This is a genomic window from Pectinatus frisingensis (genome assembly GCF_015732285.1).
In the GTDB taxonomy this organism is placed as follows: domain Bacteria; phylum Bacillota; class Negativicutes; order Selenomonadales; family Selenomonadaceae; genus Pectinatus; species Pectinatus frisingensis.
The window spans coordinates 1-26,477 of record NZ_WIQU01000007.1 but is presented as its reverse complement, the minus strand read 5'-3'; the positions used below and the strand labels follow the sequence as shown (position 1 = coordinate 26,477).

The 26,477-nt window shown below is 41.4% G+C and carries 28 protein-coding genes; 20 read left to right on the top strand and 8 right to left on the bottom strand.

The features are described from left to right. Positions 1-148 precede the first annotated feature (148 nt). Both I6751_RS00450 and serC read right to left on the bottom strand, forming a co-directional pair. Positions 149-646, bottom strand: coding sequence for a flavin reductase family protein (locus I6751_RS00450; protein ID WP_182186832.1), 498 nt, complete (start codon positions 644-646; stop codon positions 149-151). Between the two features lie 16 nt (positions 647-662). Further along, positions 663-1,754 carry a 3-phosphoserine/phosphohydroxythreonine transaminase gene (gene serC, locus I6751_RS00445; RefSeq protein WP_196591435.1) on the bottom strand — a complete coding sequence of 364 codons (1,092 nt, stop codon included), beginning with the start codon at positions 1,752-1,754 and terminating at the stop codon, positions 663-665. Positions 1,755-1,901: 147 nt separating this feature from the next. Here serC and I6751_RS00440 point away from each other — a divergent pair, with 147 nt between their 5' ends. Then, entirely contained in the window at positions 1,902-2,039 is a 138-nt protein-coding gene (locus I6751_RS00440; protein WP_196591434.1) for a hypothetical protein, read from the top strand. A gap of 124 nt (positions 2,040-2,163) precedes the next feature. Then, positions 2,164-2,658, top strand: coding sequence for a preQ(1) synthase (gene queF, locus I6751_RS00435; protein ID WP_196591433.1), 495 nt, complete (start codon positions 2,164-2,166; stop codon positions 2,656-2,658). Positions 2,659-2,810: 152 nt separating this feature from the next. Here queF and I6751_RS00430 read toward each other — a convergent pair whose 3' ends face one another. After that, positions 2,811-3,881: an HD-GYP domain-containing protein gene (locus I6751_RS00430; protein ID WP_196591432.1), complete on the bottom strand. Its 1,071-nt coding sequence runs from the start codon at positions 3,879-3,881 to the stop codon at positions 2,811-2,813. Between the two features lie 135 nt (positions 3,882-4,016). On the opposite strand from I6751_RS00430, the gene I6751_RS00425 reads away from it, so the two are divergent. After that, entirely contained in the window at positions 4,017-4,589 is a 573-nt protein-coding gene (locus tag I6751_RS00425) for a cob(I)yrinic acid a,c-diamide adenosyltransferase (protein WP_182186836.1), read from the top strand. A 7-nt stretch (positions 4,590-4,596) separates the two neighbouring features. Here I6751_RS00425 and I6751_RS00420 read toward each other — a convergent pair whose 3' ends face one another. Next, a complete protein-coding gene (locus tag I6751_RS00420; protein WP_196591431.1) occupies positions 4,597-5,919 on the bottom strand; it encodes a lipase family protein in 1,323 nt (440 codons plus the stop codon). 118 nt (positions 5,920-6,037) lie between these two features. Between I6751_RS00420 and rpmE the strand changes: the two genes are divergently transcribed. The 16 genes from rpmE (at position 6,038) to I6751_RS00340 (ending at position 20,875) form a co-directional block, all read left to right on the top strand. Then, entirely contained in the window at positions 6,038-6,238 is a 201-nt protein-coding gene (gene rpmE / locus I6751_RS00415; protein WP_182186838.1) for a 50S ribosomal protein L31, read from the top strand. A gap of 108 nt (positions 6,239-6,346) precedes the next feature. After that, positions 6,347-7,285 (top strand): DUF1385 domain-containing protein, encoded by a 939-nt coding sequence (locus I6751_RS00410; protein WP_231037920.1) that lies wholly within the window; start codon positions 6,347-6,349, stop codon positions 7,283-7,285. A gap of 25 nt (positions 7,286-7,310) precedes the next feature. Continuing rightward, positions 7,311-8,378: a peptide chain release factor 1 gene (prfA, locus tag I6751_RS00405; protein WP_196591430.1), complete on the top strand. Its 1,068-nt coding sequence runs from the start codon at positions 7,311-7,313 to the stop codon at positions 8,376-8,378. Between the two features lie 2 nt (positions 8,379-8,380). Further along, positions 8,381-9,283 (top strand): peptide chain release factor N(5)-glutamine methyltransferase, encoded by a 903-nt coding sequence (gene prmC, locus I6751_RS00400; protein WP_196591429.1) that lies wholly within the window; start codon positions 8,381-8,383, stop codon positions 9,281-9,283. Further along, complete coding sequence (locus I6751_RS00395; RefSeq protein ID WP_196591428.1) at positions 9,265-10,302, top strand: L-threonylcarbamoyladenylate synthase; 1,038 nt, start codon at positions 9,265-9,267, stop codon at positions 10,300-10,302. The genes prmC and I6751_RS00395 overlap by 19 nt, the downstream gene beginning before the upstream one ends. A gap of 120 nt (positions 10,303-10,422) precedes the next feature. Next, on the top strand, positions 10,423-10,869 hold the full coding sequence (gene rpiB / locus I6751_RS00390) for a ribose 5-phosphate isomerase B (protein ID WP_182186842.1): 447 nt from the start codon (positions 10,423-10,425) through the stop codon (positions 10,867-10,869). A gap of 24 nt (positions 10,870-10,893) precedes the next feature. After that, positions 10,894-12,138 (top strand): serine hydroxymethyltransferase, encoded by a 1,245-nt coding sequence (gene glyA, locus I6751_RS00385; RefSeq protein ID WP_182186843.1) that lies wholly within the window; start codon positions 10,894-10,896, stop codon positions 12,136-12,138. Positions 12,139-12,156: 18 nt separating this feature from the next. Beyond that, positions 12,157-12,795 (top strand): uracil phosphoribosyltransferase, encoded by a 639-nt coding sequence (gene upp, locus I6751_RS00380; RefSeq protein WP_182186844.1) that lies wholly within the window; start codon positions 12,157-12,159, stop codon positions 12,793-12,795. A gap of 30 nt (positions 12,796-12,825) precedes the next feature. Next, a complete protein-coding gene (locus tag I6751_RS00375; protein WP_196591427.1) occupies positions 12,826-13,281 on the top strand; it encodes a deoxycytidylate deaminase in 456 nt (151 codons plus the stop codon). A gap of 247 nt (positions 13,282-13,528) precedes the next feature. Continuing rightward, a complete protein-coding gene (locus I6751_RS00370) occupies positions 13,529-14,575 on the top strand; it encodes a glycosyltransferase family 4 protein (protein WP_182186846.1) in 1,047 nt (348 codons plus the stop codon). A gap of 79 nt (positions 14,576-14,654) precedes the next feature. Further along, positions 14,655-15,812, top strand: a complete 1,158-nt coding sequence (gene wecB / locus I6751_RS00365; protein WP_196591426.1) for a non-hydrolyzing UDP-N-acetylglucosamine 2-epimerase — start codon at positions 14,655-14,657, stop codon at positions 15,810-15,812. A gap of 174 nt (positions 15,813-15,986) precedes the next feature. Continuing rightward, the gene (locus tag I6751_RS00360) at positions 15,987-17,675 is read left to right on the top strand and encodes a methyl-accepting chemotaxis protein (RefSeq protein ID WP_196591425.1); all 1,689 of its coding nucleotides are present in this window, start codon (positions 15,987-15,989) and stop codon (positions 17,673-17,675) included. A 423-nt stretch (positions 17,676-18,098) separates the two neighbouring features. Next, positions 18,099-18,914 (top strand): molybdate ABC transporter substrate-binding protein, encoded by an 816-nt coding sequence (gene modA, locus I6751_RS00355; RefSeq protein ID WP_196591424.1) that lies wholly within the window; start codon positions 18,099-18,101, stop codon positions 18,912-18,914. Next, positions 18,911-19,600 carry a molybdate ABC transporter permease subunit gene (gene modB, locus I6751_RS00350; protein WP_196591423.1) on the top strand — a complete coding sequence of 230 codons (690 nt, stop codon included), beginning with the start codon at positions 18,911-18,913 and terminating at the stop codon, positions 19,598-19,600. The genes modA and modB overlap by 4 nt, the downstream gene beginning before the upstream one ends. A 2-nt stretch (positions 19,601-19,602) precedes the next feature. Next, a complete protein-coding gene (locus I6751_RS00345) occupies positions 19,603-20,655 on the top strand; it encodes a sulfate/molybdate ABC transporter ATP-binding protein (RefSeq protein ID WP_196591422.1) in 1,053 nt (350 codons plus the stop codon). Positions 20,656-20,665: 10 nt separating this feature from the next. Continuing rightward, positions 20,666-20,875 (top strand): TOBE domain-containing protein, encoded by a 210-nt coding sequence (locus I6751_RS00340; protein ID WP_196591421.1) that lies wholly within the window; start codon positions 20,666-20,668, stop codon positions 20,873-20,875. A gap of 133 nt (positions 20,876-21,008) precedes the next feature. Here the strand turns inward: I6751_RS00340 and I6751_RS00335 are convergent, their stop codons facing one another. From I6751_RS00335 to rpsT, 3 genes are all read right to left on the bottom strand, one after another. Further along, positions 21,009-22,418 carry a serine hydrolase domain-containing protein gene (locus I6751_RS00335; protein ID WP_196591420.1) on the bottom strand — a complete coding sequence of 470 codons (1,410 nt, stop codon included), beginning with the start codon at positions 22,416-22,418 and terminating at the stop codon, positions 21,009-21,011. 11 nt (positions 22,419-22,429) lie between these two features. Then, positions 22,430-22,954 carry a biotin transporter BioY gene (locus tag I6751_RS00330; protein ID WP_182186853.1) on the bottom strand — a complete coding sequence of 175 codons (525 nt, stop codon included), beginning with the start codon at positions 22,952-22,954 and terminating at the stop codon, positions 22,430-22,432. Between the two features lie 317 nt (positions 22,955-23,271). Then, positions 23,272-23,538 carry a 30S ribosomal protein S20 gene (gene rpsT, locus I6751_RS00325; RefSeq protein ID WP_182186854.1) on the bottom strand — a complete coding sequence of 89 codons (267 nt, stop codon included), beginning with the start codon at positions 23,536-23,538 and terminating at the stop codon, positions 23,272-23,274. A gap of 231 nt (positions 23,539-23,769) precedes the next feature. Here rpsT and I6751_RS00320 point away from each other — a divergent pair, with 231 nt between their 5' ends. Then, the gene (locus I6751_RS00320) at positions 23,770-24,117 is read left to right on the top strand and encodes a hypothetical protein (protein ID WP_196591416.1); all 348 of its coding nucleotides are present in this window, start codon (positions 23,770-23,772) and stop codon (positions 24,115-24,117) included. 196 nt (positions 24,118-24,313) lie between these two features. On the opposite strand, the gene I6751_RS00315 is transcribed toward I6751_RS00320, so the two are convergent. Beyond that, positions 24,314-26,477, bottom strand: a 2,164-nt coding sequence (locus tag I6751_RS00315; protein WP_196598935.1) for a TonB-dependent receptor plug domain-containing protein, incomplete at its 5' end; no start/stop codon positions are given.

Below are 26,477 nucleotides of genomic sequence, written 5' to 3'. Positions count from 1 at the left end.
GGTTGCATCTTTGTGAAGTCAATGCTGTTCGTGTGACAATCCCCCTTTTTTTATTCTAAAATTCAAATTGCAAATTTCCCCATACAATTAATTCTAATTTGCCCATAAAAAAACTCCCGCTTTTGGCGGGAGTTTTTTAGTCACATATTTAATCTTCGTATGCAGTTACAATTTCACCAAAATAAAGTGTATGCCAATCATTATCACCATACCAGCGTTCAGCCGTCACCTTATCAAGGTTATCTGCTATCATATCTTGTTTATACAAAACCTTACACTCAAAATGCATTCCGGCACCAGCAATAACCGGCGTCGTTATCAATTTCCCTTTTTGTGCCGTCAATCCTGCTGCTTCAAATTTATCAATATCACGAGCCGACTTCGTACCACACAGCTTTATAGCGGCACTCATATCATGAGTTGGCACACTCACAGTAAACTCATGACTTTTTTCAATTACTGACCAAGTGTACCGAGATCTTCGCACCATTACTGTAAACACCGGTTTACCCCAGATAAAACCGACTGATCCCCAGCCGATAGTCATTGTATCTGCCTTGCCATCAACTTGTGTAGTCAAAAACACTCCTGTTTTTAAGGTTTGTGTAACCTTATCCGCCACTGTTAGTGGATTAATCACTGGCATTATATCTCCCCCTGGTCTATTTATTTTTCTGATAAAATTTTTCCATAAAGTCCGCCAGACTTTTTACGCCTTCATACGGCATTGCATTATAAATGGAAGCACGCAGTCCTCCTACGGAACGATGCCCTTTTAATCCACAAAGTTTTTGTTCTTTTGCTTCAGCAATAAATTTTGCCTCAAGTTCCTCCGTAGGCAGCCGCAAGGTGACATTCATAAATGAACGACTATCTTTTTGCGCATGACCACGATAAAAATCGCTGTAATTATCAATAACATCATACAATAAAGCGGCCTTCTTGGCATTCCGGTCAGCCATAGCAATCAGCCCGCCTTGTTTTTTTATCCATGCAGCCACTTTCCCCACCATATATATACAAAAAGCCGGCGGTGTATTATACAAAGAATTCTTTTTGCTGTATGTATTATAGCGCAACATTGTTGGAATGTTTTCCGGACTGTTTTCAATAAAAGATTTCTTAGCTACGACCAATGCCACACCGGCTGGTCCAAGGTTCTTTTGTACACCAGCATAAATAAGTGAAAATTTATTAAAATCAATTGGCCGTGAAAGCATATCTGATGACATATCAGCAATTAACGGCACTCCGTTTGTTTCAGGAATATAATGATATTCTGTTCCATAAATCGTGTTATTATAACAAATATGCAGGTATGCTGCGTCATCACTTAGTTTGATCTCATCTTGTTTGGGGATATTGCGAAAATCATTAGCTTTACTGGAACCAGCAATATATCCGACTCCCTGAATTTCAGCTTCTTTATAAGCTTTTGTCGCAAAACTGCCCGACAAAACATAATTTCCCCGCTTACCCTTAATGGCAAAATTCATTGGCACCATAGCGAATTCCATGCTGGCACCGCCTTGAACAAACAGCACATCATAATCATCACCAAGCTTCATTAATTCCTTAATATCAGCTTTGGCCTTATTATGGACTTCTTCATATTCCTTAGCGCGATGGCTGATTTCCATGATGGACATGCCGCTATTACTAAAATTCAATAATTCTGCCTGTGCTTCCTTAAGAACTTCTAACGGTAGAACTGCCGGTCCTGGATTAAAATTATATACACGATTTGCTTCCACTATGAAAAACCTCCAAATATTTGCAAATTACACTCATAAAAAACTAAGTATCAATATTTGCGCATTTATTAATAAATAATTTTAAGCCTATAAAGTAATATCGTCAAGAGACAATCCCAACGTTCTTTATAATAGCAGGCATAAACCATGAAGGTCCATCGTGAAAACAGCAACCTGGTTTCAACTTTTGATGATAGAACTATTATCAACACCACATCAAAAAGTCTGAAGTGTAACCAGATAAAAATCAATACTCCCACTAAAATAATAAGCTTCAATCTGTAAATACTGCCAAGATACCCTCAATGCTATTTTGCAATAATAAAGATTAATGTATAATAAAAGACGATAAATATTTTATTATACATTAATCTTTTCTATTATATGATATAGTGAAAGAGGTAAACAAATGAAAACAACACAAAAGTCCCCGGCATTAACATTATTAGGACAAAAAGATGTCAAATATAATTATGCCTATACTCCTGAAATTCTGGAAACCTTTAGCAATAAACATCCCCAGCGTGATTATTGGGTCAAATTTAACTGTCCTGAATTCACCAGTCTTTGTCCGATAACCGGCCAGCCTGATTTTGCCACATTGTATATCTCATATGTGCCTGATAAACTTATGGTGGAAAGCAAATCATTAAAGCTTTATCTTGTAAGCTTCAGAAATCACGGTGCCTTTCATGAAGATGTTGTCAACATAATTATGGATGATTTAATAAAACTGATGTCACCACGTTATATTGAAATCTGGGGGAAGTTTCTGCCGCGTGGGGGTATTTCAATAGATCCCTATGCCAACTATGGCCGTATCGGTACCAAATATGCTGAGCTTGCCCAGCTGCGCTTCAACCAGCATGATTTAACGACAATGGACCATGTTGATAATCGTTAGAATGAAAACAAGGCTGTCGCATGAACAACATTGAGCTCATAAAAAGGATGCAGCCGGCCGCCACACAATTTCTCACCCTTTTAAGGACGGATAAAAAGAACGAAATGTTACCTATTTATGAATAACAATAGTTGCGACAACCTCATTTACTTTTATTTTGGATTATATTCAATTATTTTTATATTATCCGTATTTTCTTCATTGAGATCGATCACGGTGTTATCATCAACTCTTATAATCGGCAGCGATGAATAACCAGTCGGATAATAGACCACTCTTCCGCGCCGTCCATCATTCAATCCAACGGTCGATCCCAGAAATGAATTTTGAATATTAGAAATAAATGGCACACATATCCGCGGATCAAGAGTAGAAAACATATTGCCGCTAATAATTTTAATTGCATCGAATGGTGTATATTTTACTTCGCCTTCGTGTTCAGTCGTTATATTGTCATAAAGATTAGCGACCATAACAATGCGGGCATATTCATCAATATTGTCCCCACTCACATTAAACGGTTCACCAGAACCGTCCATAGCCTCATGATGCTGTAATGCCGCGGCTCTCACTCCATCGGAAATATTGGGTTTATCCGCCAGTATTTTCTGACCGTTTATCGTATGCTGAATATAAATATCATAATCCGCCGGTTTTAATGTCTTGGGACGGCTGCTGATAATTCGTTCCGGCAGCAATGTCTTGCCAATATCATGTAAAAAACCCGCCAGTACAAGATCATTAATCTTGCCTTCACTAAAACGCAGCCATTTGCCGATGACGCCGGACATTATAGAAACACGTACAGAATGATGGCAGATATCATCACTTATATCACTGAGTGTGTATAAATAATCAATTATGCCACTTTCTTTTATCGTAGGTACCAATGAATTTTTTATATTGTCACTACTGGATTCAAAGGTTGTATTTTTCCCCTTGGCGACACTGGCAAAAAGTTCATTAGCCTCTGATACAATATCATTATACTTTTTTACAAAGGCATTTTCTTTATTAAAAACTATATCAGCTATTTGGTAATTACTGTTTAGTTCAAAATCATCTTTTATGTATGCCAAAGCAATATTCAGATATTTCAGCCGTATGATATGTTCCTGTGTCAGCATGGTCCCCGCAGATAAAATAACGATCATTTTATCATTGAGAATCGTTCGTCCCAATGTCATTCCAGGCATCAATTTCTCAGTAGCTACTTTTTTCACTTATAAGCCCCCTTAATTATTATCTAATCATGTAACTATATATATTCTTGATAAGAATAATAAATCCTACCTTAATTACAATTCTTTGCTGTATAATTGTGTTATCATTTAAATTTATCAGATTGGAGTGTTATTATGTTACAAATATATACAGGCAATGGAAAAGGAAAAACCACTGCGGCAATTGGCCTGTCCATACGGGCTATTGGTGCCGGTATGAGGGTATATTTTGCCCAATTCATGAAAAGCCTGGCTTATAGTGAACAAAACGTTTTACAACGTTTTTCACCACAGCTTGTATTAAAAACCAGCGGGAAACCATATTTCATAGCTGAAGAAGGAATGATTGACCCAAAAGCTGCTGCCGCCCTGACTGATGATGTTGTCATCTATCCCAAAGGAAATCCGCCTGCCGACTACATCAAATTAATTGAAGAAGGTATTATAGCTGCTGAACAAGCTATAATATCCCAGAAATTTGACATTGTCATACTTGACGAAATAAATACAGCTCTTTTTTTCGGACTGGCAAAACGCCGACTTATAGAAAATTTACTAAAAAATGTACCCAAAAATACAGAAATTGTCTGCACCGGGCGAAATGCTCCGGATTGGCTTATTGCCAAAGCAGATTTAGTAACCGAAATGAAATTAATAAAACACTATTATGACAAAGGTGTTCCCGCCCGTAAAGGCATTGAAGATTGATATTTTTTTATTTTTGCAATGCCTCTATAAGATTATCCCGCAGCTTGATATTATTATAAAGAACAGCTTCAATAGGTGTTAGCTCCTCAGTATCATCAGCCGCTGCAAAAGAAGCCGCCAACTGTCCCCGGGCATTATAAACAGTATATGCGATCGCCGTGTAATAACTGTTTTTTGCATATTTTTGTCTTTCCACCGTCACGTCTGTGTGCACCACATATTTATGAGTTCCCGATGTGACCAGCCGATCATCATCAATCCAATCAGTATTTTTTATATAATGGGTAATGTCATCCTGTATGACACGCCGCATATAAAAATCATTTTTTTCTTCTACCTGTTCAGATGGCAAATGAAAAACAGGTCGGACAAACAGTATTCCTGCCCCATTTTCTGCATATACAGCCTGGTCTTTTACTTTGCTGTCATAATATCTGCGCAGGCTCATATCCACATATAGCAATATTTTATGCCGCAGTTTATCATCATATGATAATAATGATGGATATTTAATCTCTGTGCCAAACAATTTATAATTGGAATTAAAAATTTGCGCTAAATTACGAATTGGATCACCCGCCATTACTATTCTTGCCAAATTTAGTTTCTCTCCATAATTTTGGGCAAATAGTTCATTTCCAACAGCCGGAGCACCAAAAGTAATCACACTTATCTGCTCAGGCCTGCTGCCAAGGCTAATAAAACGGGCAGCTGCCAGAACGGCTGCAGCTCCTCCCAGGCTATGCCCAGTGATATAAAGATGTGCCGCCGGATTATTTTTCAGAATATGTGCCAGATTATCTCCCAGCATCACGCCATTAGGCAAAGCCGTAAAAAGTGCCGTCTGGACGTAATTATTAAATCCGCTGTGAACCATTGGCAAATCAGGGGAGGGTGAACGCATAGCAAAATTCATAAATTCTGCCGGTGTTTTCCCGCCAAATGGAACTAATGATATCTTGACATCGTTCGAAACGTCACGTAAATCACTCGTACCGCGTATCGCCAGTAAATAAGAATCTTCTCCCGGAATAAATTTTTTATTATGTGCTATAAAAAATTTTGCCGACGCATTATTAGATTTTTCCTGAAAAAATTCAAATTTCCAGCCGTATGTTGCCAAAGTATCCTTGGCAATATTGCTGAATTTATCATCATATGCTGTCATTGACATCAGTGCGCTGACATACTGTATCTTTGCATCATTATCCTTTTGAGCAGACACAATTGATGTAAGGACAAAAATAAGCAAAACCAGCAGTATTAAAACCTTACCATATCGTTTCATTATTCTACCCCGGGCGAAATAAATTTTATTTTCTTTTTGCATTTTAACATATTCCCCATACTAATAGAAGACTCTTTTACTCCCATCAATAATGTTGCAACAACTAAAGTGGTGTGCTATAATTAGGAGCTGATAGTTTAGGAGAAATGAGGTGCATTATATGAAACAAGGAATACATCCTGATTATAAAGAAGCAACAGTAATCTGTGGCTGCGGCAATACTTTCAAGACTGGCTCGGTAAAAGAAGAACTTCGTGTGGATGTCTGCTCAAAATGCCATCCGTTTTATACGGGGCGTCAGCGTGAATCTGCTGCCGGTGGTAGAATTGAAAAATTTAACAAACGTTACGGGAAAAAATAATATTTGTTATGGGCGGCAGAGCAGAAATGCTCTGCTACATTTATATATAAGACAAATTTTATCATTTGATACATATATCTATCAGAAAATCCCCGCAAAAGGAGTGTTATGATGGGGCAAAAAGACTGCACTAAAATGACCGTGGGCGGACAGGCTGTCATTGAGGGTGTCATGATGCGCGGTCCCAAATACGTGGCTACGGCAGTGCGTGAACCGTCCGGACAGATCAGCATAAAAAGGAGTCCGGTAAATTCATTTGGTGACAAATATCCTATTTTAAAAAAACCTTTTCTGCGCGGCATTTTGTCATTGGCAGAATCCTTGGTGATTGGCATGCAATCATTATCATACTCAGCTAAAATGGCCGGTGAAGAGGAAGAAGATAAGCTTTCTGACAAAGACATGGCCGTCACCATCTTAGTATCATTAGCGGCAGCAGTTATTTTATTCATCGTAATCCCCACCGCCGCTGCCAAATTTTTCCCCACTGATAACCCAATTTATCGGAATCTTGGAGAAGGAATACTGCGCCTGTTGATATTTCTTTTATATATTTATGCAATATCACGTATAAAAGACATTTATCGCGTGTTCCAATATCACGGTGCTGAACACAAAACTATATTTGCTTATGAGGCCGGTGTCCCGCTGCTGCCAGAAAACATAAAACCATTTCCACGCTTTCATCCGCGCTGCGGTACATCTTTTTTACTTATTGTGATGCTTGTCAGTATCGTGGCATTCGCTTTTCTCGGCTGGCCTGATTTATTATACCGGATATTGTCCCGAATAATTTTATTGCCGGTCATTGCCGGCATATCTTATGAAATCATCCGCCTTTCGGCTCGTTCAGACAATCGTATAATACATTTAGCAACTCTGCCAGGCCTTTGGCTGCAAAGACTTACGACCAGGGAACCTGACTATGCGATGATCGAGGTTGCTGTCAAGGCAGTGGAAGCTGTTCTTGTCGAAGAAAAGGCAGAAACTTCCGAAGCATCCAATGCAGCCAGTCCATCATTTGTCTGCCCCGCCGATAATAATTGATTTTATAAAGAAAGGATTGTAGTCTGTGTTCGACAAGTTAGATGCCATCGAAGGAAAATATCGGGAATTAGAATCACTCATCAGCGATCCGACGATTTTAGCCGATATGCCCCGTTGGCAAAAATATAGCCAGGAACATGCCGCCTTAAGCGAAATTGTCAGCAAGTATCGTGATTATAAGCGGGTAATTCGTGAATTAAAAGAAAATAAGGCCATGCTGACTGAAGAAATCGATGATGAATTTAAACAACTATTAGAAACAGAAATAGTTTCATTAGAGATATCAAAAGAATCTTTCGAAACGGAACTGCCTATATTACTTCTCCCTAAAGATCCCAATGACAACAAAAACGTAATAATCGAAATACGCGGTGGTGTAGGCGGTGAAGAAGCGGCATTATTTGCCGGTGATTTATTTCGCATGTATTCCAGATATGCAGAATCAAAAGGCTGGAAGGCCGAAATTCTGGATTCCAACCCCACGGAACTTGGTGGGTTCAAGGAAATATCTTTCAGTATCGAAGGCCATGGTGCTTACAGCCGGCTGAAATACGAAAGTGGAACACATCGTGTCCAGCGCGTACCCGCAACCGAATCAAGCGGACGAATACATACTTCGGCTGTTACGGTAGCTGTCTTGCCGGAAGTTGAAGATGTTGAAATTGATATAAAACCAGCTGATTTACGGATAGACACTTACAGAGCCAGTGGCGCCGGCGGCCAATACGTAAACAAAACAGAATCGGCCATCCGTATAACCCATCTTCCCACCGGCATAGTAGTACAGTGCCAGGATGAAAAATCACAATTAAAAAACAAAGAAAAAGCCATGCGAGTGCTGCGGGCCAGATTAAATGACGCAGCGCAGCAGTCCCGTCATGACCAAATAGCTGCCGATAGGAAAAGCCAGGTCGGTTCAGGTGACAGAAGCCAAAGAATAAGAACTTATAATTTTCCGCAGGGACGTGTGACAGATCATCGTATCGGACTTACACTACACAAATTAGACAGCATTTTAAACGGTGAACTTGACGAGATAATAGCTGCGCTCATAACTACCGAACAGGCAGAAAAACTGCAACAGGTTAAATGATTATGACAAAAACCATAAGACAGTCCAATAATTCTAAAGTGTGGACTATTGGCAGTATTTTAAAATGGACCCAAGCTTATTTCACTGAAAAAAAAATTTCCTCGCCACGTCTGGATGCAGAAGTTTTATTAGCATATTTACTGCAGAAAGAACGCATATACTTATATGTACATTTTGATGAACCCTTACAGGAAAATGAACTGACAGCCTTCCGCAACATAATAAAAAAACGGGCTGCCCGGATACCGGTTGCTTATATTACCGGTCAAAAAGAATTCATGGGACTGACCTTTAAAGTCAGCAGTGCTGTCTTAGTACCGCGCCCTGAAACAGAATTATTGGTAGAAACTGCAATAAATAAATTTTCTGATTATAAGACAGTTAATTTTGCCGACATCGGAACAGGCAGCGGTGCTATTGCCATATCACTGGCCAAACTGCGCAATAACTTTTCCGGTTGTGCCGTCGATATTTCAAAAGAAGCATTAATTATAGCAAGAACCAATGCTGAAATTTTTCAGGTCAGTGATAAAATCAAATTTCTTCAAGGAGATTTATTAGCTCCATTATATGAACAGAACGATTTTAATAAACTTGACCTCATCATTTCAAATCCTCCTTATATCCCACTCAGTGATATGGACAAATTAGAACCGGAGATCCGCAAGTACGAACCGGCTAATGCTTTAACTGACAATAATGACGGCCTTGGTTTTTATCGCCGGCTTATAAATGACAGCAGCCGTTTTCTTACTGATAATGGAGCTTTGGCTTGTGAATTTGGCATCGGCCAGTCTGCTGCCATAAAGGAAATGGCACAAAAAAACGGTTGGGGAAAATACGAAATATTAAAAGATTTAGCAGGAATCGAGCGGGTGATCATACTATGGAAACAAAAATATTAAAAATGGATACAGCGACAGATGAAAAGTTGTCAGTTGCTGCACAAGCGATAAAAAATGGTGATTTAGTAGCTTTCCCTACTGAAACAGTGTATGGACTCGGTGCAAACGGGCTTGACGAAAAAGCGGCAGCCAAAATTTATGCTGCCAAGGGACGTCCCTCCGATAATCCACTTATACTACATATTGACAGTATCAAAATGTTAGCAATGATAACTGATAAAGTTCCGCATATGGCAATGGAAATAATGGCTGCTTTTTGTCCCGGACCAATAACGATGATTGTTCCCAAAAAAATTGCCGTTCCTGATCGAATAACCGGTGGCCTGTCTACAGTGGGTGTTCGTATGCCTGATAACGACATTGCCAGAAAGCTGATCACATTATCAGGCGTGCCGATAGCCGCTCCCAGTGCCAATCTTTCCGGCCGTCCCAGTCCTACGACAGCAGCAACAGTATATGATGATTTGAACGGACGCATACCGTATATTTTGGATGGCGGCCCTTCTGATTTTGGTGTTGAATCTACTATCGTTGACTGCACTGAGTCAATACCAGTCATACTGCGGCCCGGAGCAATTACTAAAGAAATGTTGGAAGAAATTTTCCCCGAGGTCCGTGTTGACCCTGCTTTGTCCGGTAAAAATTCTGTTCCCAAAGCTCCCGGCATGAAATACCGTCACTATGCGCCTAAAGCCCCAATGATTTTACTTAAAGGCCGCAAAGAAAACATGCTCGCAGCCTTTACCAAAGAACTGTCCAAATGCAAAAAGGCCGGCCAATCTGTCGGTATAATAGCCAGCCATGAAGTGACGAATCTGCTCCGGCACTCATATTCATATGATTATGGAAGCCAGAATGATTTATTTCATATTGCCGCTGATCTTTATAATGCCCTACGTTACTTTGATGATAAACCTGTCGATATACTTCTGGCTGAAGGCACCACGGAAAAAGGCATTGGACTTGCCATTATGAACCGCTTAAAAAAAGCCAGCGGACAGAATATACTTTCAGTATAATACTTTCAGCATATAAAAATAATTAATAATAATTACCAGTATTTGCTATTAGATAATCGTTTATGTTAAAATTATTTTAAAAATGATAGGTGGTGTAAATATCCTTCGGGATATTGGACTATGAAAATTGTTATTGGCTGTGATCAAGGTGCACTGGAATTAAAAGAACACGTAAAAGAAGTATTGTCAGAATTCAAGGATATTACCGTCGAAGATGTCGGCACATATAATACGGATTCGGTGGACTATCCGGATATTGCTGAAAAAGTCTGTTCAAAAATAACTTCAGGCCAGGCAGACAGAGGTATTGCCCTTTGCGGTACCGGCATAGGTATTTCTATTGCCTGCAATAAAATAAAGGGAATAAGGGCAGCGCTCTGCCATAATGTCTTCACAGCGCGTATGTCCCGCCAGCATAATAATGCCAATGTATTATCTATGGGAGGCCGCGATATAAGTTTCGGGCCGGCTTCAGAAATTGTCCGTGTATGGGTAACAGAAAAATTTCTGGGCGGCCGTCATGAACGCCGTGTCAATAAAATTACTGCTTTGGAAAATGGGCAGTGAGCTTAAAACTTTAGGAGGATGTACATGAATCTCACAGATGACTTATCGAAAGTAGATTTAGAAGTAAACAATGCTATCAATGCCGAACTTGCCCGCCAACGCAATAAATTGGAATTAATTGCCTCAGAAAATATTGTAAGCCGCGCTGTCATGCAGGCTCAGGGCAGCGTACTCACAAACAAATATGCTGAAGGATATCCTGGCAAGCGTTATTACGGTGGCTGCGAATGTGTCGACGTCGTTGAACAGCTGGCTATTGATCGTGTAAAAAAACTATTCGGCGCATCTTATGCCAATGTGCAGCCACATTCAGGCGCACAAGCCAATACCGCAGTTTACTTTGCTCTTCTAAATCCAGGTGATACAATAATGGGAATGAATCTCACCGATGGCGGCCATCTCACCCATGGCAGCCCGGTCAACATTTCCGGTACATACTTTAATATTATTCCTTACGGTGTAAATAAAGAAACTGAACGTATTGATTACGATGCATTGCACGAATCAGCCAGAAAACATCATCCTAAATTAATAGTTGCCGGTGCGAGTGCTTATGCCAGAATCATCGACTTCCAGCGTTTATCGGAAATAGCCAAAGACGTCAATGCCTATTTAATGGTCGATATGGCTCATATTGCCGGGCTAGTTGCTGCCGGGCTGCATCCCAATCCAATCGAATATGCTGATGTAGTGACATCAACGACCCACAAGACTCTGCGCGGCCCACGCGGCGGAATCATATTATGTCGTGACGCTGAATTTGGCAAACAATTCAATAAGGCTATTTTCCCTGGTACTCAGGGCGGCCCTTTAATGCATGTAATAGCAGCTAAGGCCGTTGCTTTTAAAGAAGCACTTAGTGATGAATTTAAAGAATATCAACGTCAAATAATAAAAAATGCCCGTGCATTATCCGAAGCTTTGATTCAAAACGGGTTTCGCATCGTTTCCGGCGGAACAGACAATCATTTAATGCTCGTTGATCTTAGAAGCAAAAACATTACCGGCAAAGAAGCCGAAAAAATACTTGATGATATCGGAATCACCGTCAACAAAAATACCATTCCATTCGAACCACTCAGTCCGTTTGTAACCAGCGGCATACGACTGGGCACCCCGGCTCTTACAACACGTGGTTTGAAAGAAGACGATATGCGTGAAATAGCTGCTATCATCGGCATGGTGCTCGATAATCCTACTGACGAAAATACAAGAACACAAGCTGCCGACAAGGTAAAGTCTTTGTGCGAAAAATATCCTTTATATTGATACAAAAGGAGCAATAAAATGACTGATCACTTGAATGTAACTGTTATTGACCATCCGCTTGTCCAGCACAAATTGACCTTAATGCGAATGGAAGAAACCGGCACCAAAGATTTCCGTGAATTACTGGAAGAAATATCTATGTTGATGGCTTACGAAATAACCCGTGACCTGCCTTTGACCGATATTCAAATCAAAACACCGGTCTCAACCTGCACATCCAAAACCCTTGATGGTAAAAAGATGGGACTTATTCCCATTTTACGTGCCGGTTTAGGAATGGTTGACGGTATTGTCAAGCTAATCCCTACCATAAAAATCGGTCATGTTGGCATGTACCGTGACCCTGCAACGTTAAAACCCATCGAATATTACTGCAAACTACCTACTGATGTTGCTGAACGCACTTTAATAGTGGTTGACCCGATGCTGGCGACCGGTGGTTCGGCGGCTGCGGCCCTTTCGTTGTTAAAAGCAAAAGGTGCTCGTCACATTATCTATCTATGCTTAGTTTCTGCACCCCAAGGTATAAAAGCCATCAACGACATGCATCCTGACATCAAAATTTACACTGCCTCAGTAGACGAACGCCTCAACGAACACGGCTACATCGTACCGGGACTCGGTGATGCCGGTGATCGCCTATTTGGTACATTATAATTTATCATTTATTTATAATTGGAGTAAACAATGAATCAATATCATCGGCCTGACTGGACCGAATATTTTTTAGATATCGCCAAGGCTGTAGGCAGACGTTCAACTTGCTTTCGCCGTCGTTATGGAGCAATTATAGTAAAAGACAAAATAATAATAAGCACTGGTTACAATGGTGCACCGCGCGGCGAAGATAACTGTATTGATACCGGAATATGTGAACGTGAGCGCCAGCATGTCCCCAAGGGACAACGCTATGAATTATGCGTTGCTGTCCATGCAGAACAAAACGCCATAATAGCTGCCGATCCGGTGAAGATGCAAAATGCCACGATTTACATTGTCGGCTATAATGAAGATGGTACGCTGGCTTCCGGTAAGCCCTGCCTTTTATGCCGAAGAATGATCTGCAATGCAATGATTGCCAAGGTAGTATATTTAGAAACAGACGGTTCAGTCGTAGAAAAAAAACCTCAGGAAATCTGTTAATTTTTAGTGGTCTTTTGCGCTGTCGATTGATTTATCACTTTTTATGTTAAATAACCGACAGCATAAGGGGCCATTTGGTTCTTATTTTAGAAAAACTAATTGATATATTTCTTGTATTGGGGTAAGATAATAGCAGTGTTCGGGATTAATTGCCAGCAAATTGCTCATATAGACAGAGCCGTTGCCGCAGCGAATTCTCTAATACATTTTATTTTCTGCCATATAGTGAAGGAAGTGCGCTGTAAAGATGCCGAGTTCGGTTTTGGCCTTTATTATTGCTTTAGTGATTGTTCTGCTGATAACACCCGTTATAATAAAATTTGCTATCAAAACAGGAGCGATGGACGCTCCCGATAAAAGGAAGGTACATCACCAGCCTATTCCGCGTTTAGGAGGACTGGGTATTTATATTAGTTTTCTTATTGCGGTCGTCTTTATATCTCTTACCACTGATATAACAGCCGGGCACATAAACGAATTATTAGGTCTTCTGATAGGTGGCACATTCATTGTAATAGTAGGAATAATTGATGATTATACTAACCTGCCTGCTAAAATCAAACTTATCGGCCAGATAGCTGCTGCCTGCATATTAGTATCCTTTGATGTGCGTATTGATTTTTTATCCAATCCATTCGGTGATTGGATATTTCTGGAATACTTGTCTTTACCATTTACTGTTTTTTGGATCGTCGGATTGACTAACACAGTTAATTTAATCGATGGACTGGACGGATTAGCTGCAGGTGTATCTACAATAGCCTCTATCACTTTGCTATTGGTTGCCTATCAGCAGGGTGATATGTTCACTGTGTTTATTACCGCAGCATTAGTAGGTTCAGCCTTAGGGTTTTTAAAATATAACTTTAATCCTGCCCGTATTTTCATGGGAGATACAGGCAGTATGTTTTTAGGGTTTATTTTAGCGGGCGTATCTATTATCGGTGCCGTAAAGAGTGCTACTACAATTGCCCTTATCGTTCCCATACTGGCACTTGGCCTGCCGATATTAGATACAGCCTTTGCCATTATCAGGCGTTACCGTGGCGGCGTACCTATTTTTAAACCTGACAAAGGACATCTGCATCACCGTCTTTTGGATCTTGGCTTTACACAAAGACAAGCTGTCTTGTTGATGTATGTTTTCAGCTGTTTTTTGGGAGTGAGTGCGATAGCACTTACCCAGGTCAATGAATATGTCGGTATTATAATATTGGTATTTATAATATCGGTCATTATTTACGGGGCAAAAAAAATCGGTATATTCCATCCAAAAAATAATTTGCATGCTTAATAATATTCAATAAAATATTTCCGTGCCGGATTAGTAATGAATGCATTCTCCGGTTGTTTACCGACAGGAGGGAACCTTTATGAAAAACAAAATCAAAGTAATGACGGTTTTTGGTACAAGACCGGAGGCAATAAAAATGGCCCCGGTTGTATTGGAACTAGCGAAACATTCGGAAATAGAACCAATTATTACTGTCACGGCCCAACACCGTGACATGCTCGATCAAGTATTACACTTGTTCTCGATAACGCCGGATTATGACCTCAACATTATGGCTGCCGATCAGACCCTATTCGATATAACCGACAAGGCCATGCGGGGACTGGACAAGGTCTTTACCAGGGAAAGTCCCGATATAGTGCTTGTCCACGGTGATACAACCACTACTTTTGCCGGAGCACTGACAGCCTATTACCACGAAATATCCGTAGGTCATGTTGAAGCCGGATTACGGACCGGTAACAAATATTCTCCGTTTCCCGAAGAAATGAACAGGAAGCTTACCGGAGCATTGACAGATCTGCATTTTGCCCCCACACAGGTATCTTATGAAAATCTGCTGCGTGAAAATGTCTCCGCAAAAAACATTTTCATTACCGGTAATACTGTAATTGACGCATTACATAAAACTGTTGGCAGCAATTATGCTTTTACTGATAAACTATTGCAAGACATTGATTATAATAAACGTATTATTCTAGTGACAACTCATCGCCGGGAAAATTTAGGTGAACCGATGCGCCATGTTTATAAAGCCATGAAACAACTCGTTACGGAATACCCGGATATAGAAATGGTATTCCCCGTTCATAAAAATCCACTGGTACGCAAAGTTGTCAACGAAGAATTAGGCGGTTTAAACAGAGTGCATTTAATAGATCCACTGGATTACGAACCGTTTGCTAATCTGATGCATAGATCCTACTTAATATTAACAGATTCCGGCGGCATACAGGAAGAAGCTCCTTCACTAGGCAAACCGGTACTGGTGCTACGCGATACTACCGAACGTCCCGAAGCGATAAAAGCCGGCACAGTAAAACTTATCGGCACGGAGCGTTCCCGTGTATATAATGAAGTCAAATCTCTGCTGGAAAATAAAGATGAATATATCCGTATGTCCAATGCCTGTAATCCATACGGTGACGGTAAAGCCGCTCAGCGCATAGTTCAAGCTATATTGTATCATTATGGTTTCACTAAAGATCGACCTGAGTCATTTCTTTCCAAGGCATAAATTTAAAGTTCATCGGTTTAATACCGGTGAACTGCCTTTATATAACTTATTTTCTCTGACTTAATTTTAACGACAATATTAACAATTTTCTTTAAATATATTTTCGTGTTATATCACTGATAATTTAGATATATTTCTAATTAGAATAATTTATAAGTAAAGGATGTCAACGCAATGAACTTAAAAACCAGAATGTACGCTTCATATGCAGTAGTAATAGTTCTGACTGGAATTATCGGACTATTCTCACTGTATTCATTAGCTAAGGTGGATGCCCACCTGACCGAACTCGGTAATCAGAGGATCCCGCAATTAAACATAGTGGCTAACATCGACAAAGAACTCAATGCATACATAGCTGCGCAGCGCAATGTCATGCTGCGGCCTGCTTCTAATGAAGGCATAAGCCAAATGCAAAGCACCGAACAAATAATAGATGACAACCTAAATAAACTGCATGATGATCCACTCTCCGAACATAAAGACCAGATAGAACAGATAATGTCGCTTTGGCAGGATTATAAAAAGTTATCCAATGACCGCATAAAAATGTTTAGAGCCGGACAAACATTGGAATCTGACGAAGTAGGCACCCAAACCGCAAAAACAAGAGAAATTCGCAATCAACTCAACGACAGTATAGCCAACTATATTAAAGAAGCAAATACTGCTACAGAAAAGACCGTAGCCGACGGACAAAGCGAATATGGTAAGAGTAAGATCATGACTGCTGTCGGATTATTCATTGTCTTGATATTGGCAATGGTCATCGCTACACTGGTAACAAAATACATGAGCAAATTCATCAATTCCTTTTTAAGCGTGTGCCAAAAAGTATCTGATGGTGATTTGAAACAGCAGATTGATTTCAACGGCAGTGACGAATTCGGTGAAATGGCTACTGTCTATAATAAAACCATAGCTGACATAAAAACCTTGATCAAGACCATCCAGACTACCACGGGAAATGTTGTCAACACTGTTTCACAGGTGGCAACGGGTGCTGATCAATCAGCCAATGCCATCCAGAATATTGCCCAGTCCGTAACCGTAGTCGCCCAATCAGCCGATAAACAATCCAAAGGCATCAGTAAAGCCACTAAAGATACAGCCAGTATGACAAATTATATGAAAGCAGTGTCCCAAGACGCCAAGACAGCTGCCGATGATGCGGAAAAAACACTCAATATCGCTAACGAAGGTACTCAGATAATGTTCTCAACGATAGAACAAATGAAAGTCATCGAAAAAACGACCAAAAATTCTTCTGCAGTTATATCCGCTTTGGGACAAAGATCAAAAGAAATCGGTCAAATTGTCGACACGATATCCGGTATCGCCGGACAGACAAACCTCCTGGCCTTGAATGCTGCTATTGAGGCAGCACGTGCTGGTGAACAGGGCAAGGGATTTGCTGTTGTTGCTGAAGAAGTACGTAAACTTGCTGAACAGTCACAAGATGCAGCTCAACAGATAGCCGAATTAATAAGCCGCATCCAAAAAGAAACCCAGGAAGCAGTGGATGCCATATCCACAGGAACTGGTGAAGTGCAGCAAGGAATAGAATCAGTCAACAAATCCGGTGAAGCTTTTTCCAATATAATGCAGACAACCGCTTCAGTGGCAATGCAGGTACGTGAAATGTCAGAAACCATGGTGGAAGTTGCCAAAAATGGTGAAAATATTCTTGAAAAAATGCAGAATGTCGACAAAGAAACCAAAGTGGTGGCCGGAGAAATGGAAAATACATCTGCTGCCACAGAAGAACAAACAGCATCTTTAGAAGAAATATCTGCATCATGTCAAAATCTGCAGCAAATGTCTGACAAGCTGCTCAATGAAACCAAAAAATTCATTATGTAATTTTTAAGATTTAATTTATATATCAGCTTTAAGGCTGTCACACGTAAACATTTTTATTCATAAACAATGTAATATTCCGTTTTCTGTCACCTTTAAAAGGGTTTTAATAAACGGTAATATTTTGCATCTTTATGAGGACAATGCTGTTCGTGTGACAGCCTTCTTTTTATCTGCCAACTGAAAAATGTAAATAACATTGATTTCCCTTCCAATTCTTAAATAAATGAAAAAAACTGGCCGCTGATATTGCAATTGTATATGTCATTTACATAATTACAATATTATATTTATGTCATTTTATATTTTTGTTAATTAAGTACTGTTTGACAGAACCATCCATTCAATATACTATAAAACATATTTATCAGCTGTGGTTATACATATGGCTGGCAATTATTTCATTTATGATAAGAGGTTATTACTATGAAAATTGGAAAAAGTCTTATGTTTGCTGCCACTTTGATAGTCAGCATATTAACGGCAGCAGGGTGCGGACAGCAGCAAAATATTAACCAGACATCATCTTCATCTGATACTGCCCGACAAAAAATAATCATCTCAGCAGCGGCCAGCCTCAAAGATGTAATGAATGCCCTGGCCGATGAGTACAAAAAAGACCATCCCAATGTCGACCTGACATTCAACTTAGGTGCCAGCGGTTCATTGCAAAACCAGATAGAGCAGGGTGCTCCTGCCGATATATTTATTTCAGCGGCACAAAAACAAATGAACGCCTTGACCGATAAGGGTCTGCTTGCCGACAATACCCGCCAGGATCTGCTCATAAATAAAATCGTACTTGTCGCACCAAAGGACAACAGCGCCGATCTAAAAGATTTTTCTGACATCACTACTGATAAAGTGCATAAAATAGCCATAGGCGACCCCAAAAGCGTACCGGCCGGTCAATATGCCGAACAAATATTCAAGAATCTTGGTTATAGTGATGCCGTCACCCCCAAAACAGTTTATGCCAATGATGTACGTGCTGTTTTAGCCTGGGTTGAAAATGGTGATGCCGACTGCGGCCTGGTCTACAAAACAGATGCCGCCATATCAGATAAAATCAAGATTATCGCCGAAGCCCCTGAAGATTCAAATAAACCTATAATATATCCCGTTGCCATCTTAAAATCATCCCAAAATATCGATGCAGCCAAATCCTTTGTCGATTTTCTGCAAACACCGGCGGCCAGTGCAATATTTGAAAAATACGGTTTCACTCCCGCAAAGAAATGATAGATTACTACCCGCTTTTCATATCGGTTAAAACCTCTTGTATTGCCACTATAATAGCCTTTTTTACCGGAATATATGCCGCCTATATAATTGTTAAGATAAAGCGCTTTAAAGGCATACTTGATGCCATATTGACACTGCCGCTGGTACTTCCCCCCACAGTCGTCGGTTTTTTACTGCTGATTGCCTTCGGTAAAAACAGCATAATCGGACAGCTGCTGTTAAAAATGGGATATTCGCTGGTTTTTTCATGGGAAGCGACTGTTCTGGCAGCCGTGGTCGTATCATTTCCTCTGATGTACAGGACTACCCGCGGTGCTTTTGAACAAATCGATAAAAATATAATCTATGCTGCCCAGACTCTCGGTATAAGTGAATGGAAAATATTCTGGCACATTATGCTTCCCAATACCCGTCACGGTCTAATTGCCGGTGTTATACTGACATTTACCCGCGCATTGGGAGAATTCGGTGCAACTATAATGGTGGCAGGCAACATTCCCAAAGTCACACAAACAATTTCCACTGCCATTTATTCGGCTGTCCAAGCAGGTGATAATACCGCTGCCGTTTTTTGGGTAGGCATTATCATAAGCTTTTCATTCATTGTTATCGTACTGATGAATTTCTGGCTGAAATACAATGAAGACAGCAAAATGAAAGTTCCCGCCGGAAATGGGGGCTGAATATGTCACTGATAGTAAACATCACCAAAAAGCTCAACAATTTTACACTTAATGTTGACTTTAATGTGGAAGATGAGATTTTTGCAATGTTAGGAGCCTCCGGCTGCGGTAAAAGCATGACATTAAAATGTATTGCCGGCATAGAAACTCCTGACAACGGTCATATCGAATTCAATAAAAAAGTCCTCTTCGACAGTAAAAAATCCATAAATTTATTACCGCAGAAAAGGCACATCGGCTATTTATTCCAAAATTACGCTCTATTTCCCAATATGACTGTCCGGGAAAATATTCTCTTTGCCGCAGACGGCAATAAAGCTGAAAAGAATAAAATTGTAGAAAAAAATATCAAAAGATTTCATCTCCAAGGTCTGGAAAATAATTATCCGGCCAGTCTATCCGGCGGGCAGCAGCAAAGGACAGCTTTTGCGCGGATACTAGCCGCACGGGCAGAGCTGCTTATGCTGGATGAACCTTTTTCAGCACTCGACAGCTATCTGAAATGGCAGCTTGAGCTGGAACTGAGCGAACTACTCGAACGATACAAAAAAACAACACTTTTCGTATCTCATAACCGGGATGAAGTATACCGTTTATGCAGCCGCATAGCCGTGATGGATCAAGGAAACATTGAGGTAATAAGTGATAAATACGAACTATTCAATGACCCCCGGACAGCAGCCGCTACTATTCTTACCGGCTGCAAAAATATATCCCATGCCAAAAAAATAGATGCGCATCACCTATATGCGTCTGATTGGCAGCTGACTCTTACCTGTCGGAGGGAAATACCGGACAATTTAACCTATATAGGCTTCAGGGCTCATTTTTTTAAGATTGAAAATGAACCGGATGCCGCTAATTGTTTTCCCTGCCAGATAGATCGTGTAATCGAAGATACCTTCTCTTTCGTTATCATGATACGGTCTGCTGAAGCAGACACCTCTGCCAAAACCATGCGCTGGGAACTTTCCAAAAACAGCTGGTTGAATTTATCAAAGAAAGCTATTTTTTTATCAATACCTGAAGAAAAAATTATTTTACTGAAGAAATGAGGTGATATCTATGAAATTAAGCGCCAGAAATCAATTGAAAGGCACTATATACTCAATCGATACCGGCAGTGTAAATGACATTGTCAAAATCAAATTGTCCAGTGGTGACATTATTTCCGCCACCATCACCAAGCAATCAGTCCAGGAACTGGGCCTGGAAGTAGGCAGACCGGCATACGCCGTCATAAAAGCCAGCTCCGTAATGATAGCTGTTGATTAATGATTGCACAAAAAAACTGCCGCACGTGACCATTTTCCTTCATAATATGCAATCACACTCCCTTTACCGTCTTAAAAAGACGAAAAACAGGTGTTTTGCCCGTTTATGAAATAAATGCCGTGCGGCAGCCTTTTTATTTTGCTGTGTGACCATGAATATACTCCTCATGGCACCGGACACTAAACTGCGGTGTCGGCAGATAATGACAGATAAATTCATCTCCACTGCACTTTAATAAAAATGTATCAATAAATGGACTTTGATTATAAACCAGTCTTATACTAATTTCATTTCCGGCGATATTACAGGCAGCATAGGGATTATTATAAAAAATAGTCGTACAGGAATCATAGTCCAAGCTCTCACCGGTGATATTTTTTTCCCAATGATCACATCCCGCCCGTAAACAAAACTTTTTAGTTATTGTTTTCAAAACTAAAAAAATTCTTTTATCTCCCACTGTCCATTTAATAGACATTGATTGCAAACCCAGCATATTATTATCAAAAACAATTTTTTTATCTACCGGTATCACGCCCTCAAGTTCTCCATGATACGGCCTGCTGATTTCCCAAACCTTATCCGGCTGCGGTCTTATTGCTGATCCGTGCTTATCTGGCAGCAAAGAACCGGCAAAATCCCACACGGCCGACATCACCGCCGGTGCAGCTTCCTGCTCAGTACCACCGGTGATGGCAATGACCATGTTCTCATCCGGCAGAATAATACAATACTGCCCAAATATTCCTGCGGCCCTGAAAGCGTGTCTATAGCTGCACTTCCAAAAATAATATCCATAACCGCACGCATCATCAGTATTGGTACATCCCGTTGTATCTATATGGACAGCGGACAATTTGTCCACATATTTTCTTTGCAGCAGTTCCTTTCCACCATAGATTCCTTTATTCAGCAAAAACAGACCAAATTTTGCAATATCCATTGTTCTGATATTCAATCCATATGACCCGGGATTATATCCCTGCGCATTTTTTTCCCAACTGACGTTATTCATCCCCAGCGGCACAAATAATCGTGGTCGAAGGTAATCAAATAAATCCATGCCTGTCAGTTCCTTTAACATCGCTGAACATAAAAACGGACAACGATTGTCATAAAAGAAACTCGTTCCCGGTTCATTTTGCAGCTGTAACTGTAACGCCTCCCTTATCCAATCACTGCAAAGATAAAATGACTGGATACCCTGCTCAACATATCCAAAGGTCATAGATAAAAGATTACGCACAGTTACTTTACGCATTCGCTCACCCGGAAGAAAATCTATTTTATTTTTCAATACGTCGCATACTCTTGTATCTTCTGATAAAATTCCCTCCTGCATGGCAAACATCATCGCTGCCGCAGTAAAACTCTTGCTTATTGAATAAACACTTTGCCCTTGATTCTTATTATAAGGGTACCAGTAAGCTTCGCCAAACAGTTTATTATCACGGAAAACTACTAATGAATGGCTGCCCAGCATGTCAAGTTTATCCAATAAGACTGCCATATCCGCTGAACCATTTACCGTAATATTTCTCATATGCTCCTCTTTCAGTCGGGCAGTATTCTCCGTAACTGCACACCTATATAAGCTGCCAGCAGATCCTTAATTACATCACCTATTATAAAAGGCAGTACACCGACAACTACTGCCTGCATAACAGAAATTTTAGTTGTCAGACACAGCCCCAGTACTCCGAAAAAATACGAAACCGGGATACTGACCAATCCGGCTGCGAAATAACGAAAAAGTACCGGTTTTTTCCCCTTCAGCTGACTGCACAGCGGATATCCCGCTATAAATCCCCAAAGATAACCGCCGCTCGGTGAAACCAGCACACCAGCACCGCCGCTGCCACCGGCAAAAACAGGCAATCCTACCGCTCCCAGTAAAAGATAAACCACCATAGCGACAAATGTCTGCGCCGGTGTCAGCACAAAAGCTGTCAGCAGCATTGCCAAGGTTAAAAACGTGAAAGGCACAGTCGTAAAGGGAATAGGGAAAGACAGATATGCCGATACACAAATAATTGCCACACAAACAGCTATCTTAGTCAAGCCGCGCGTTGAAGCCATAATATCAGTCCTTTATATAAATATTCAATACCGTTCTTATTACTACTTTAATATAACACATTGCCCAATATAGTCAACCTATTATATACATCAGTTAACAAATTATACGTTTTTTGACAAAAAAATAAAGCGTACGGCATATCGCCTACACTTCAGCTTTGCAACATTAATGGTGGGCAGGGATGGATTCGANCAACTGAGCTACAGGGCCATATTCTTTTCATAACTGCGATAACTATTCTACCATAAAGGAAATACAGTGTCAATGATTTTTGACAATAAAAAACCTGCCCCCATTACCGAAAGCAGGTAAAAAATCACTTAGACAACGCATTGACCTTATTGGCTAAGCGAGACTTACGGCGAGCTGCAGTATTCTTATGGAAAATATTATCGGCAGCTGCTTTATCTATTTTTTTGCAGGCAGCGGACAAAAATGATTTTGCTTCTTCCGCATTACCGGCTTTAACTGCATCATTAACCTTGCGAAAAGCAGTCTTAACGGTTGATTTAACCGCTACGTTTTTAGCACGGCGTTCAGCATCAGTTTTTACACTCTGTATTGAAGATTTTATATTTGGCAAGTAATTCACCCCTTTATAAGCCATTTCATTTAAATATTCTATCACGTAATAATACTTAATGCAAGAAATTATCCTGAATAAATAATAATATTAATTCAAAAAGAAGTTCTTTGCCATTTACCAATATATTTCATAATAATGTCACGATAATTTCACATATGGTCATATTCTATCGTGCTATAATCCGGTTGTAAGTAGTAAACAAACATTTACCAAGGAAGTGTTGTAATAATGTTTAATTTTAAAACCAAAAAAATAACAGCTTTTATTCTTTCATCCTGTATGGCGGTCTCCGTATTTGGTACCGCCGTTGTAGAAGCCAGTCCTTTTGACCACGGCCCGGATTGGGCGCAGCATGACTCGGATTGGCAGAATGACCACGACAGGCAATGGCGTGACCATGACCAGGAATGGCGCGACCACGACAGACAGTGGCGCGAACATGCCAATGATCGCCATTGGCGGGAAATACATGCGCACAGATGGCCTGAATGGTATAAGTGGCACCATGAAAACGGTGATGACGGCTATGACGCTTTTTTAATGGGCATAATTGCCGGCACCGTGCTTTCACAATGAACAGCCGCTGACAAACAGGACTGCCGCACGCGGGCATTTCATTCATAGATATTGCCGTATTCCGTTCTTCCTGTCCATCTTTAAAGGACAGAAAGTCGCGGTGGTATACTGCAACCCTTTATGAGATCAATGCCATGCCGGCAGTCCCTTTTGCATTGGTTTAGTATTTAATTATATTTATGCAGCTGCGGCACCGTCAAAATGAATATTCCAGTGTCATATAGAAGGTCCGTCCCTGCTGCGGATAGGGAACGGTATTATCAGTAACAGGATTGCCCTGATTGTTCTGGTTGCCCCTGTTCAGCTGCATCATTTGCTTTGGCCCTTTGTTGCCGATATCATTGACACCGGCTATTAATCTCAGCTGCTTGTCAAAATTATACTTCATACCGATATTGAATAAACCCAATGGTTGATAATATCTCATTTCACCGCCACCATCACCACCACAATACCATGGCAGCTTATCAGTCCAGTTATATTCGCCGAAGACACTGAGCTTGTCTCCTGGGAAACGGTAGTCAAGCCGGGCATTGACGGTCCAGGCCGGTGTCCATGGCAGCGGCTGTCCCTGCCAGGCCGTATTACTCATATTGGCTCCCACCGTGTAACCCTGCTTTACCAGGGAGTTCTGCCAGGTGGCCGCCAGTGACAGATCATAGCGATGCCAGTGCAGCTTGCTGTTGAATTCCACGCCGTGCACTTCACCGGCTCCGAAGTTGGCATACCAGGTGGCGCCCCATATAGGATTGAACATAGTCGTCATCGTATTTTCCGAGTTGCGGTGGAAATAGGTCAGGGTGGTATCGCTGTCCGAGCCGAGCAGCCTGCCGGTCCAGTTGAGCGAGGCATCCCAGTTCTGGCCATGTTCGGCAAATACATCCGGGCTCCAATCTGAATTGGAGCGGTAATTCTGCCATCTGGATACCAAAGTGAGCCCATCACCGAAGATTTCATACCAGCTGGGCAGGCGATAGTAGGTGCCATAGGTGACTCTGGCAGTCAGGTGCTTGTCGAACTTCTTTTTGAGTGCCAGGTTATAGCTGTTGAGCCAGCCCTTGCCATTTTGTATCTCGATCCCCATATCGGAGCGCTGTGACCGTACCAATGGGGTAAAGGTCAGGCTGCCCGAATCGTCCAGCTTCATCGTGTCCTGCAGCTGGAAGTAATAGTTGCTCATATTGTATTTGGGCAGGAAGTAGTCCTTGTATCTATCGATGTTGTACCCGGTAGAATAAGTATAGTTGGTGGCAAAACCTACATCCATAGTTTCTTTGCTGCCACTCAGCAGGAATTCCAGCAGATGGTTGCCCATTTTCCAGGTACCGTCGACAGAAGCGTTATAGATGTTATTCTTGAATGTATTGGTGCCGAACATCAGCCCATCCATAAGTTCTGCGAACAATGCCTGTTTATTCTGGTGAGTGGTGCCCAGCTGCCAGCCCCATTCCAGATTGCCTGCCTGCTGGCGGCGGCCAAAGGACAGTTCCATTTTCTTAGTATCTATGGTGCCCCCCATCATAGCAGAATCGGCATCCCAGCCCCGACCAACATAATCCTTCCATTCTTCCGATGAATCTATCCGGGGAAAATACGGGTCTATCGCTTGCGGGGTATGGGTGACATTGTCGGTGTAGTTCAGCTTGACAAACCAGTTCTTATCCTGCCATTTGAGCAGGATGTTTTTATCATTATAACCGTTGTTTTTGCGCCAGCGCTTATCAGGCACACCGGTAGGCATTTCGTCATACCCTTTAGGATTACCACCGTCGGGACTGGTCCAATAATTTGGCACCATTTTATATTGGAAGTCATTTTCCGCCTGTTCTTTATTGAGCGCCAGCAGCAGACTGCCGTCGCCGAGCGGTGCCGTGGTTTCCAGATTGAACTTCTGGCCGCCGAAAGAACGGATGCCATAGCTGACCTTGCCGCCGGTCTTGGTCGGTTTTTTGGTGACTATATTGATTGCCCCGCCCATTGCCGCTCCGGCAAAGCGGGCCGGGATATAGCCACGGTAGACCTCGATGCGCTGGACATTGTCGATATTGAGGTTTTCCAGGTTGACTGCCGCTTCACTGCCGGTATTGACCAGTACGCCGTCCATATATATGCTTACCTGGCTGGCCGAGGAGCCGCGTACGCGCACGGTCGTATAATGGCCGGTACCGCTCGACAGCCGGTCGATGTAGACGCCCGGTACTGTCTGCAGCAGATCGGCCAGCGTCTTTTGCTCGCCTTTGTACTTCGGCACGTCGATTACCGATACTGTGCCCGGTGACAGCTTGCTTTCCCAGTCGGGACGGCCGGCTTCGACAAGCATCGGCGCCAGCCTTGTTTTCCCGTCATCAGCCGGTGCTGCA

Coding starts and splice junctions, on each gene's coding strand:
- I6751_RS00330 (WP_182186853.1), bottom strand. CDS start 22,954: ATGGCTTCAACGCGCGGCTTGACTAAGATAGCTGTTTGTGTGGCAATT.
- rpiB (WP_182186842.1), top strand. CDS start 10,423: ATGAAAATTGTTATTGGCTGTGATCAAGGTGCACTGGAATTAAAAGAA.
- queF (WP_196591433.1), top strand. CDS start 2,164: ATGAAAACAACACAAAAGTCCCCGGCATTAACATTATTAGGACAAAAA.
- I6751_RS00425 (WP_182186836.1), top strand. CDS start 4,017: ATGTTACAAATATATACAGGCAATGGAAAAGGAAAAACCACTGCGGCA.
- glyA (WP_182186843.1), top strand. CDS start 10,894: ATGAATCTCACAGATGACTTATCGAAAGTAGATTTAGAAGTAAACAAT.
- I6751_RS00345 (WP_196591422.1), top strand. CDS start 19,603: ATGTCACTGATAGTAAACATCACCAAAAAGCTCAACAATTTTACACTT.
- I6751_RS00335 (WP_196591420.1), bottom strand. CDS start 22,418: ATGAGAAATATTACGGTAAATGGTTCAGCGGATATGGCAGTCTTATTG.
- wecB (WP_196591426.1), top strand. CDS start 14,655: ATGAAAAACAAAATCAAAGTAATGACGGTTTTTGGTACAAGACCGGAG.
- I6751_RS00450 (WP_182186832.1), bottom strand. CDS start 646: ATGCCAGTGATTAATCCACTAACAGTGGCGGATAAGGTTACACAAACC.
- I6751_RS00370 (WP_182186846.1), top strand. CDS start 13,529: ATGCCGAGTTCGGTTTTGGCCTTTATTATTGCTTTAGTGATTGTTCTG.
- prmC (WP_196591429.1), top strand. CDS start 8,381: ATGACAAAAACCATAAGACAGTCCAATAATTCTAAAGTGTGGACTATT.
- upp (WP_182186844.1), top strand. CDS start 12,157: ATGACTGATCACTTGAATGTAACTGTTATTGACCATCCGCTTGTCCAG.
- modB (WP_196591423.1), top strand. CDS start 18,911: ATGATAGATTACTACCCGCTTTTCATATCGGTTAAAACCTCTTGTATT.
- modA (WP_196591424.1), top strand. CDS start 18,099: ATGAAAATTGGAAAAAGTCTTATGTTTGCTGCCACTTTGATAGTCAGC.
- I6751_RS00375 (WP_196591427.1), top strand. CDS start 12,826: ATGAATCAATATCATCGGCCTGACTGGACCGAATATTTTTTAGATATC.
- I6751_RS00440 (WP_196591434.1), top strand. CDS start 1,902: ATGAAGGTCCATCGTGAAAACAGCAACCTGGTTTCAACTTTTGATGAT.
- I6751_RS00320 (WP_196591416.1), top strand. CDS start 23,770: ATGTTTAATTTTAAAACCAAAAAAATAACAGCTTTTATTCTTTCATCC.
- I6751_RS00360 (WP_196591425.1), top strand. CDS start 15,987: ATGAACTTAAAAACCAGAATGTACGCTTCATATGCAGTAGTAATAGTT.
- I6751_RS00340 (WP_196591421.1), top strand. CDS start 20,666: ATGAAATTAAGCGCCAGAAATCAATTGAAAGGCACTATATACTCAATC.
- I6751_RS00410 (WP_231037920.1), top strand. CDS start 6,347: ATGATGGGGCAAAAAGACTGCACTAAAATGACCGTGGGCGGACAGGCT.
- rpmE (WP_182186838.1), top strand. CDS start 6,038: ATGAAACAAGGAATACATCCTGATTATAAAGAAGCAACAGTAATCTGT.
- I6751_RS00420 (WP_196591431.1), bottom strand. CDS start 5,919: ATGCAAAAAGAAAATAAAATTTATTTCGCCCGGGGTAGAATAATGAAA.
- I6751_RS00395 (WP_196591428.1), top strand. CDS start 9,265: ATGGAAACAAAAATATTAAAAATGGATACAGCGACAGATGAAAAGTTG.